The sequence below is a fragment of the Sphingopyxis sp. GW821-FHT12C06 genome, from assembly GCF_058807415.1.
On the sequence record NZ_JBXAQR010000001.1, the window covers coordinates 1,185,989 to 1,196,105 of the forward strand.

Genomic DNA, 10,117 nt, shown 5'->3' on the forward strand with positions numbered 1-10,117 from the left:
GAGATGATAATATGAAGCGTAAGATTCTCTTCGGCGCCTTGTCGATGCTGCTCGTCGCGAATGCCCCGGCGCCCGAATATGATATCGTCATTCGCGGCGGCCGCGTTCTCGATGGTGCGGGCAATCCATGGGTTCGCGCCGATGTTGCGGTCAAGGACGGCCGGGTCGTTCGCATCGGGCAGATTCCCGGACGCGGGACGAAGGAAATCGACGCCAAGGGCCGCTATGTGTCGCCGGGCTTCATCGACATGATGGACCAGTCGGGCCGGGTTCTGGTCAAGAGCGGCGCCGCCGAGAATAAGCTGCGCATGGGGGTGACGACCGTCATTGCCGGCGAAGGCGGACCGCCAGCGGCGGCAGCGGAAATTCCGGCTCATTTCAAGACGCTGGAACAGCAGGGCATTTCGGTCAACTACGGCACCTATTATTCGGCGACGCAAGCACGGGTGAAGGTGATGGGCGACGGCGCCGGGCAGCCGACCGCCGCGCAGCTCGAAGAAATGGGCCGCGAGGTCAAGATCGCGATGCAAAATGGTGCTTTCGGCATCACGAGCGCGCTGATCTACGCACCGAGCAGCTTCCAGACGACCGCTGACCTCGTCACGCTGGCCAAGGTCGCGGGGCAATGCGATGGCTTTTACGCGACGCATATGCGCGACGAGAGCGAAGGGCTGGTGCAGGCGATCGAGGAAGCGATCGAGATCGGCGAAAAGGGCGGCGTGAAGGTCGAAATTTTCCACCTGAAAGCGGCCTTCGCTCCCGGCTGGGGCAAGCTGATGCCGCAGGCGGTGGCGACGATCAACGCAGCGCGCGCGCGCGGCGTCGATGTTGCGGCCGATCTTTATCCCTATACCGCCGGCGGAACCGGGCTTGAAATCATCGCGCCGAGCTGGGTGTGGGCCGACGGCTTGCAGAAAGGTATCGAACGGCTGCGCGATCCCAAGGTGCGCGAGCGGATGAAGAAGGAAGTCGCCGCGGGATCGATGCCCGGTTGGTCGAACCTTGTCCACGCCTCGGGCGGCTTTGCCAATGTGCGGCTCGCCAATGGTTTCAGCAAGAAATATGAGCGCTTCCATGGCAAGAGCCTTGCGGAAATCGGCGCGGCGCTGAAGATCGACCCGGCCGATGCCGCCTGGGATATTGCGCTTGAGGGCCTGCCCAATCGTTCGGTCGCGCTCTATTTCATGATGAGCGAACAGGATATCGAGACCGCGCTGAAACAGCCGTGGGTCAGTATCGGCAGCGATGCCGCGGCTTCGGTCAATCTGGGTGAGGTCGACGCGCTTGGCCTGCCGCACCCGCGCGCCTATGGCACCTTCCCGCGTATCATCGCCGAATATGTGAAGCGCCGTCCGGTGCTGTCACTGGAGGATGCGGTCCGCAAGATGACCGGTTGGCCGGCACAGCGGATGGGCCTTACCGATCGCGGGCTGATCCGCGACGGGATGCGCGCCGATATCGTGATCTTCGATCTCGACAAGCTCGACGATGGCGCGACATGGGAAAAACCCACCGCGCTGCCGACCGGCATCGATACGGTGATTGTTAACGGCGTCGTGACGCTCGATGGCGGCAAGCACACCGGTGCCCGGGCGGGCGCAGTGCTGCGCCACGAATGCCGCGCCAAAAGCTGATCGGCGCATCATGACCAGACTCGTTGTCACTATGGGCCTTGCCGGGTTCGCGCTTTCGGCGTCGATCCCGGCGCTCGCTTCCGCGCCGCCGGTTGCCACTCCCGTCGATCTTGGCGTAGCGGTGTCGGCGCAGATTTCCTGCGCGAGCATCTTCGTCGCGGGGCGTGCCGAGGCCGACGTGCTGCGCGACGACGTCCATGCACTCGCGCCCTTCACGCAGGCGGTGACGCTGGCGGTCGACCGCAAGGCGCGCACCGTCACCGCATCGGCGCCGGGCGCCGCGACCCGCACAGCGCTGTATCGCCCGGCGGTCGGTTGCACGCTGATGACCGGGGATGTTTCGGCCGCCGCGCTCGATGCGCAGGCGGCGCGGCTCAAGCCGCTACGGCCGCAAGCCGGGAAGCCCTGGCCAATGGGGGATGCGCCGGTCCGCAAGGCGCAGGCCGCCGCCGAAGCCAGGCTAGACCGGGCCGCGCTCGACAAGGCGGTGAGCGCCGCCTTCGACGAACAGAACAAGGGCGGCTACCCTGACACGCGGGCGATCGTGGTGGTGCAGGGAGGGGCGATCGTCGCTGAACGTTATGCGCCGGGGTTCGATCAGAACACCGAACTGCTTGGCTGGTCGGCATCCAAGAGCGTCATGGGAACACTGGTCGGCCTGCTTGTCGATGACGGTGTGCTCAAGCTCGACGATCCCGCACCGGTTCCTGAGTGGCAAGGCGAGGGCGATCCGCGTGGCAAGATCACGCTGCGCCAGTTGCTGACGATGTCGAGCGGCCTCAGTTTCAGCGAAAGCTATCTGCCCGGCAATGACTCGATCAAGATGCTGTTCGAGGCCGGCGACATGGGCGCCCTCGCGGCGGCACAGCCGCTGAAGCATGAGCCCGGCACCAACTGGAGCTATTCGTCGGGCACGACCAACATATTGTCGCGCATCGTGTTTCAGGCGACCGGCGGCACGCTGGAGGGCATGACGCGCTTTGCGCAGACAAGGTTGTTCGAGCCCACGGGCATGACCAGCGCGCTGATCGAACCCGACGAAGCGGGCGTGCAGGTCGGCAGCTCCTATGCCTATGCCACCGCGCGTGACTGGGCGCGCTATGGCCTGCTGCATCTCAACAAGGGCAAGGCAGGGGGCAAGCAATTGCTTTCCAAAGAATGGCTCGATTTTGCGGTGGCGCCGACCCCGGCCGCCCCGCAGCCTTTCTATGGAGCGCAGCTCTGGCTGAATGTCGCCGAGGCCGACGGCGAACGCCGGAAGCTCTTTCCCGATGTTCCCGCCGATGCCGTGATGGCGCGCGGGCATAATTTCCAGATCGTCGCGGCGATCCCTTCGCAGGATGCGGTGATCGTTCGTCTCGGCTGGACGCCCGAGGGCCAGAAATTCGACTGGAACAAATATGTATCGCAGATCGCAGCGGCGCTGGCGCCGGCTGCGACCGCGCCATGACACCTGAAGGACAGATTTTGATGACCATGCGTACCCACCTTTCGCTCGATCTTGCGCTCGAATCCTTTCCGCTCGCCAAGCCTTTCCGAATTTCGGGGCATGTCTTCACCGATGCGCCGGTCGTCGTCGTCACGCTATCGGACGGTGAGTATGTCGGGCGCGGGGAAGCGTCGGGCGTCTATTATCTGAACGACGATGTCGCGGCGATGTCGGCGGCGATTGAAAGCGTGCGCGATGCGGTCACTGCCGGGATCACCCGCGAAGAATTGCAGGGCTTGCTGCCCGCGAATGGTGCGCGCAACGCAATCGATGCGGCCTTGTGGGAACTCGAAGCGCGGCGCAGTGGCGTACCGGTCTGGGAAATCGCGGGACTCCCCGAACCCCGCCCGTTGCTGACCACCTTCACCCTTGGCGCCGATGACCCCGATGTGATGGCCCAAGGCGCACGCGAGTTCGCGCAGGCGCGCGCCCTCAAGCTGAAACTCACCGGCGATCTCGATGTCGACATTGCGCGCGTACAGGCGGTGCGTGCGGCGCGGCCCGAATGCTGGATCGGCGTCGACGCCAATCAGGGGTTCGCGATCGGGGATCTCGATCAACTCGTTGCGGCGCTCGTCGCGGCGGATGTGAAGCTTCTCGAGCAGCCACTGGCGCGAGGCCGCGAAGCCGATCTTACGGGCTATCAATGCCCGATCCCGATCGCGGCTGACGAAAGCGTGCTGACGCTCGCCGACATCGACGGCCTCGTTGGCCGCTTCGACGTCGTGAATATCAAGCTCGATAAATGCGGGGGCCTGACCGAGGGCTTGGCGATGGCGCGACGCGCCCGCGAACTCGGGCTCGGTGTGATGGTCGGCAATATGGTGAGTTCCAGCCTCGCGATGGCGCCCGCGTTCATCCTGGGCCAGCTTTGCGATATCGTGGATCTCGACGGGCCGATATTCCTTGCCGACGATCGTTCGCCATCGATCGACTATGTCGATGGCAATGCCTGGTGCGCAGAGGCGATTTGGGGCCGCGCAGGCGTTTGATCGCGGCAACAGAATGGGGATGGATACAATGAAGAAGATCATGTTCGGCGCCGTCGTGCTTGCTGCTTTGGCCCAGCCGCTCGCGGCGCAGGAAGTGGCCTCGGCCACCACCTATATCCACGCCGGACGGCTGTTGGCCGACCCGGCGAGCGGCCGGGTGGAAACGAACAAGACGATTGTCGTCGAAGCGGGGAAGATCGCCGGCATTCGCGACGGTTTCGTCGGTGAGGGCCAGGTCGTCGATCTTCGCGACCAGTTCGTCATGCCGGGCCTTATCGACAGCCATGTCCATCTGACCTTTGAATCGAGCCCGACGAGCCGGCTCGACGCAGTGACCAAATCGGCGACCGATCAGGCGTTCGACGGAGTCGTCTTTGCCAGGCGGACCGCGCGCGCGGGCTTTACCACTGTCGTCGATCTGGGATCCGAACCCCAAGCGATCAACGCGCTGCGCGACGCGATCGCAGCGGGCAAGGTGGTCGGACCGCGGATCATCGCCGCCGGCGGTGTGGCCGCGCACGGCGGCCATGGCGACATTCACGGCTATCGTCAGGAAATTCTCGACCTGTTCCGCGCTCCGACCCTGTGCTCGGGTGCCGACGATTGCGCGCGCGCGGTCCGGCTGGCGGTTCAGCAAGGCGCCGATGTCATCAAGACGGCGTCGACCGGCGGGGTGATGTCGAACACGGCGGCGGGGCTGGGGCAGCAGATGAGCGACGCCGAACTCACCGCAATCGTTGAGACCGCGCACCGGCTCGGACGCAAGGTGGCGGCGCATGCGCATGGCACCGACGGGGTCAATGCCGCGCTGCGCGCGGGCGTCGATTCGGTCGAGCATGGCACCTATCTCGACGAAGAATCGATCCGGTTGCTCAAGGCGAAGGGTAGCTATCTGGTTCCCACATTGCTCGCGGGCGACACCGTCGCGCGTCAGGCCGAAACCGCCGACTGGATGCCGGAGGCGGTCCGTGCCAAGGCGCGGACGGTCGGGCCGCTGATGATCGACGCCCTGCGCCGCGCCCATAAGGGCGGCGTGCGTATCGCTTTCGGCACCGATTCTGCGGTATCCGCGCATGGCGAGAATGCGCGCGAATTTGCGTTGATGGTGAAGGCCGGGTTCACCCCGCTCGATGCGATCCGCTCCGCCACTGTCTGGGCCGCCGCCCACACCGGCCTCGAAAAGGAAGTCGGCACACTGGCGGCGGGCAAGACCGCCGATATCGTCGCGGTCAAGGGCGATCCGTTGGCCGATGTAAGTGCGCTCGAAAAGATGGGCTTCGTCATGTCGCGCGGCGTCGTCGTCCGTGCGGTTGGCGACTGAAGCGCCGCTGGCAGCGGAAGGCTCCTCGCCGCAAGATCCCGGACGCGGAAGGCGCCGGTGAGGACTTCCTGCCAGACCATGCTGAAGTTTTCAAATTTGAACATTATGTTTCATATTTGATAATGTATTGAAATGCGATATCGCGCGCTGCGCTGGCGGACGGCCAGAGCAGCGAATATAAGGGGAATTGGGATGCGGAAGTTCAAGCTGTTCGCGCTGTTGCCGTTGGCCCTGGTGGTCGGGACTGCTGCGTCGAAACCCGCGACTGCGCCTGTGCCCGTTACGGCGCCGAGCGCGTCGCCTGCTACGCCTTCCATTTTTCCGGCCCCGGCAACCCTGACGAAGCAGGACGTCGATACATGGCTCGACGGCATGATGCCCTTCGCGCTCAGGAGAGGCGATCTTGCCGGCGCTGTCGTCGTCGTCGTCAAGGATGGACAGGTGCTGACGCAGCGTGGCTTCGGCTATGCCGATGCGGCCAAACGCACGCCGGTCGATCCTGCCCGCACGCTGTTCCGCCCCGGATCGGTGTCCAAGCTCTTTACCTGGACCGCAGTGATGCAGCAGGTCGAGGCCGGAAAGATCAATCTCGACGCCGACGTCAACACCTACCTCGATTTCAAGATTCCGCTGAAGAATGGCAAGCCGGTCACGATGCGTCAGTTGATGACGCACACTTCGGGCTTCGAAGAGCATGGCAAGCTGACCATGTTCGACGATCCGAAGTTCAAGATTCCGCTGGGTGATCTCGTGAAAAACGGTGTTCCGAGCCGCATCTACGAAGCGGGTTCGACGCCGTCCTATTCGAATTATGGCACCGCACTGGCGGGCTATATCGTCGAGCGCGTATCGAAGATGTCGTTTGACGATTATGTCGAGCAGCGGATTTTCCAGCCGATCGGCATGGCGCAGTCGACCTTCCGCCAGCCGTTGCCCAAGGCCTTCGCGCCGTGGATGGCGACCGGATATCGCCAGCTTTCGGCGGGGCCGTACAAGTTTGAAATCGTCGGCCCGTCGCCCGCAGGCGGCCTGTCCTCGACCGGCGCCGACATGGGCAAATTCATGATCGCGCATCTGGCTCAGGGCGCCGGTCTGATGAAGCCCGAAACCGCACGGATGATGCACGATACGCCGCTCACCATCCTGCCGCCACTCAACCGGATGGAGCTGGGTTTCTTTGAAACCAACATCAACGGCCGTCAGGTGATCGGGCATCTGGGCGACACGCAGGCCTTTCACACCGCGCTTCACCTGTTCATGAAAGAAAATGTCGGCATTTACATGTCGTTCAACGCGACGGGTGAGCAGGGTTCGGTCGGACCGGTGCGCCGGGTGTTGTTCGAAGATTTCGCCGATCGCTATTTTCCGGGCAATGAAATGCCCAGCACTCGCGTCGATGCGCAGACCTCGGCCGAACATGCCAAAATGCTGGTCGGAAACTGGCTCAACAGTCGCCGCGCAGAGACGAATTTCTACGCGCTCGCTTCGTTGTTCAGTCAGGTGAAGGTCGGCGTCAATGCCAAGGGCGAACTGATCCTCCCCGCCGGGCGTGACCTGAGCGGAAAGCCCGCGAAGTGGGTCGAGACTTCGCCCTTCGTCTGGCACAATGCCGATGGCCATGGGCGGCTTGCTGCGAAGGTCGTCGATGGCAAGGTCGTGCGCTGGAGCATCGACGGCATTTCGCCCTTCATGGTGTTCGATCGCGCGCCCGCTTCCAAATCCTCTGCATGGATTTTGCCCGCGATGTATGTCGGCCTTGGCGTCCTTCTGATCAGCTTGCTTCAGTGGCCGGTGTCGGCGTTGATCCGCCGCCATTATAAGGCACCGCTCACGCTGTCGCGCCGTTCGCTGCGCGTCTATCGCGGCGTCCGCGTCGCTGGTGGACTGGTGATCGCGCTGGTTGCCGCCTGGGCGATCAGCCTGTCCAAGCTGAAGGCGCTGCCCACCTACGATCCGTGGCTGTGGTTCCTTCAGATTGCCGGGTTGATCATATTGGTCGGCGGCGTCGTGCTGGCTGCGCTCAACCTGCGCATCGTGCTTCAGGAGAAGCGCGGCTGGTTCCGCACGCTCTGGGCGACGCTCATCCTGCTTGCGATCCTGCTGACCTTCTACGTCGCATGGACCTTTGGCCTTATCTCGATGACGGTGAATTACTGATGTCACGTTTGAAACTGGGGGTCTCGGTCGAGACGCTCCGCCTTGCTGCACCCTTTCGCATTTCGGGTCATGTCTTTGACGGGCGCGATGCGGTCATCGTCACCCTCGACGACGGCACCCATGTCGGGCGGGGCGAGGCGACGGGGGTCTATTATATCGGCGATGATCTTCCCCATATGCTCGCGGCGCTCGACGAAGCCCGCGAGGCGATCGAGGCCGGTCCGTCGCGCGCCGAACTCCGGTCGATCCTGCCCGCGGGCGGGGCGCGCAACGCCGTCGATGCGGCCTTGTGGGAGCTGGAATCGAAACAGTCGGGCAAGCCGGTCTGGGCCCTCGCGGGGCTCGACGCGCCGCGGCCCTTGCGGACCACCTTCACGGTGGGGGCGGGCGAGCCTGCGAAGATGGCCGACGAAGCGACCGCTTATCGTCAGGCGCAGTCGATCAAGATCAAGCTCACCGGCGAACTCGATCTCGATGTCGCGCGGGTCAATGCGATCCGTGCGGCGCGGCCCGATGTGTGGCTGGGCGTCGATGCCAATCAGGGTTTCGAGATTGGCGACCTCGACGGGCTCGTCGCAGCGATGATCGCGGCGAATGTCTCGCTGATCGAGCAGCCGCTGGCGCGCGGGCGTGAGGCCGATCTCGACGGTTATGATGCCCCGATCCCGCTGGCCGCCGACGAAAGCGCGTTGACGCTGGATGACGTCGCGGGGCTGAAGGGCCGCTTCAATGTTTTCAATATCAAGCTCGACAAGTGCGGCGGGCTGACCGAGGCGCTGATGATTGCGGCCGCGTCGCGCGACGCCGGGCTGGACGTGATGGTCGGATGCATGGTGTGCAGCAGCCTTGGCGCCGCACCGGGCTTTGTCGTCGGGCAGCTTTGCGATCTCGTCGACCTCGACGGGCCGACCTTCCTGAAGCAGGACCGGACACCGGGCGTCGTGTATCGCGACGGCACCATCTGGTGCGATGAGGCGGTCTGGGGTGCGCGGACGGTGGTCCCCGCATGACCAGCCAAGCGAGCGATCCCACCTGGTTTGGTCAGCCGCGCGGGCTGACGGTCTTGTTTCTGACCAATATGTGGGAGCAATTCTCCTACTACGGGATGCGCGCGCTTCTGGTCTATTATATGACCAAAGAGCTGTTGATGACGCAGGGTCACAGCAGCTTCGTCTATGGCGCCTATACCGCCTGCGCCTATTTTACCCCGATCGTCGGCGGCGTGATCGCCGACCGGCTGCTCGGAAAACGGCGAGCGGTCGTGCTCGGCGCGACCATCATGGCGATCGGCCATTTCATGATGGCGTTCGAACCGCTTTTCTATTTCGCGCTCGCGACGATCGCGCTTGGCAACGGGCTTTTCCTCCCCAGCCTGCCCAGCCAGATCAACGACCTGTACAAGGCGGGCGATCCGCGGCGCGGATGGGCGTATAATGTCTATTATGTCGGCATCAACATCGGCGGTTTCCTCGCGCCGCTGATCTGCGGCACATTGGGCGAGCTGTACGGCTGGCACTATGGTTTCGGCGCCGCCGGGATCGGCATGTTCGCCGGGCTGATCATCTATCTGTGGGGGCAGCGTTACCTGCCGCCCGAACCGCCGCGCGTTCCGACCGCCGACATGCCGCCGATGCGCTGGGCCGATCACAAGGGCACGTTCATGGTGCTGCTCGCGGTCGCGCTGTCGGTCACGGTGTTCCGCGGCGCCTATGAGCAGGTCGGCAATACGGTTGCGCTGTGGGCCGATACCGGGCTCGATCGCGGGCTGGGCGGCTTCACCATTCCGATGACCTGGTTCCAGTCGCTCAATCCGCTGCTCGTCATGCTGATGACCCCGCCGCTGCTCGCCTATTGGCACCGCCGCGCCGATGCCGGGAAAGACACGTCGCCGGCGCGCCGCATGGCGCTGGGCGCCGTCGTCGTCGCCTGCGCCTATATGCTGCTCGCCGCGGTCGAGTGGGGCAGCGGCGATGCCAAGGCACCGTGGCTGTGGTTCGCGATGTTCTTTGCCATCTTCACCTTTGGCGAGCTGCTCGTTCTGCCGACGGGGCTTGGGCTGTTCGCCCGGCTCGCGCCGCCGCGCCTTGGCGCGACGACGGTTGCGGCGTGGTATCTGGCGATCTTTACCGGCAGCCTGTCGGCGGGGCTCGTCGGGATGCTGTGGAGCTATGTCGATCATGCCTCCTTCTTTGCGATGCTCGGCCTGATTGCATTGGCGGCCGCCCTGCTGTTGCGCTCGCTCGACGGCGCCGTGCGGCGTGTTGACCCGACCTGGGGACCAAAGGGCGACTGACGGTCAACGAGCGACAGGAGCTGTTCCCCGGCGAAAGACGGGGAACAGAGCGCGACCCAGTGACGCAACGCACCGGGCCCCGGCTTTCGCCGGAGAACGGAGCTGCTATCCCGCCGATTGCCGCGCGTTGCTGCCAGCCTTTGTCTTCGTTTCCGCGTCATTCGCCGCGACCGGCAGGTTGAAGAACGCCCGGCGTGCGGCTTCGGCGGCTTTGCGCAGCGGGGCGAGGCT

General features: G+C 64.3%; 7 protein-coding genes. All 7 read left to right on the forward strand.

What is annotated here, in order from left to right; genetic code table 11:
* Positions 1–11 precede the first annotated feature (11 nt).
* The 7 genes from AC1RRJ_RS05255 (at position 12) to AC1RRJ_RS05285 (ending at position 9,886) form a co-directional block, all read left to right on the forward strand.
* Positions 12–1,634, forward strand: a complete 1,623-nt coding sequence (locus AC1RRJ_RS05255) for an N-acyl-D-amino-acid deacylase family protein (RefSeq protein ID WP_493120662.1) — start codon at positions 12–14, stop codon at positions 1,632–1,634.
* Between the two features lie 10 nt (positions 1,635–1,644).
* Positions 1,645–3,084 carry a serine hydrolase domain-containing protein gene (locus AC1RRJ_RS05260; RefSeq protein ID WP_493120663.1) on the forward strand — a complete coding sequence of 480 codons (1,440 nt, stop codon included), beginning with the start codon at positions 1,645–1,647 and terminating at the stop codon, positions 3,082–3,084.
* Between the two features lie 20 nt (positions 3,085–3,104).
* Positions 3,105–4,115 (forward strand): dipeptide epimerase, encoded by a 1,011-nt coding sequence (locus AC1RRJ_RS05265; protein ID WP_493120664.1) that lies wholly within the window; start codon positions 3,105–3,107, stop codon positions 4,113–4,115.
* A gap of 28 nt (positions 4,116–4,143) precedes the next feature.
* Positions 4,144–5,436 carry a metal-dependent hydrolase family protein gene (locus tag AC1RRJ_RS05270; RefSeq protein WP_493120665.1) on the forward strand — a complete coding sequence of 431 codons (1,293 nt, stop codon included), beginning with the start codon at positions 4,144–4,146 and terminating at the stop codon, positions 5,434–5,436.
* 192 nt (positions 5,437–5,628) lie between these two features.
* Positions 5,629–7,593, forward strand: coding sequence for a serine hydrolase domain-containing protein (locus AC1RRJ_RS05275; RefSeq protein ID WP_493120666.1), 1,965 nt, complete (start codon positions 5,629–5,631; stop codon positions 7,591–7,593).
* Entirely contained in the window at positions 7,593–8,603 is a 1,011-nt protein-coding gene (locus tag AC1RRJ_RS05280) for a dipeptide epimerase (RefSeq protein WP_493120667.1), read from the forward strand. The genes AC1RRJ_RS05275 and AC1RRJ_RS05280 overlap by 1 nt, the downstream gene beginning before the upstream one ends.
* Positions 8,600–9,886 carry a peptide MFS transporter gene (locus AC1RRJ_RS05285; protein ID WP_493120668.1) on the forward strand — a complete coding sequence of 429 codons (1,287 nt, stop codon included), beginning with the start codon at positions 8,600–8,602 and terminating at the stop codon, positions 9,884–9,886. Before AC1RRJ_RS05280 ends, AC1RRJ_RS05285 begins: the two co-directional genes overlap by 4 nt.
* Positions 9,887–10,117: the final 231 nt, after the last annotated feature.

Coding starts and splice junctions, on each gene's coding strand:
- AC1RRJ_RS05255 (WP_493120662.1), top strand. CDS start 12: ATGAAGCGTAAGATTCTCTTCGGCGCCTTGTCGATGCTGCTCGTCGCG.
- AC1RRJ_RS05260 (WP_493120663.1), top strand. CDS start 1,645: ATGACCAGACTCGTTGTCACTATGGGCCTTGCCGGGTTCGCGCTTTCG.
- AC1RRJ_RS05265 (WP_493120664.1), top strand. CDS start 3,105: ATGACCATGCGTACCCACCTTTCGCTCGATCTTGCGCTCGAATCCTTT.
- AC1RRJ_RS05270 (WP_493120665.1), top strand. CDS start 4,144: ATGAAGAAGATCATGTTCGGCGCCGTCGTGCTTGCTGCTTTGGCCCAG.
- AC1RRJ_RS05275 (WP_493120666.1), top strand. CDS start 5,629: ATGCGGAAGTTCAAGCTGTTCGCGCTGTTGCCGTTGGCCCTGGTGGTC.
- AC1RRJ_RS05280 (WP_493120667.1), top strand. CDS start 7,593: ATGTCACGTTTGAAACTGGGGGTCTCGGTCGAGACGCTCCGCCTTGCT.
- AC1RRJ_RS05285 (WP_493120668.1), top strand. CDS start 8,600: ATGACCAGCCAAGCGAGCGATCCCACCTGGTTTGGTCAGCCGCGCGGG.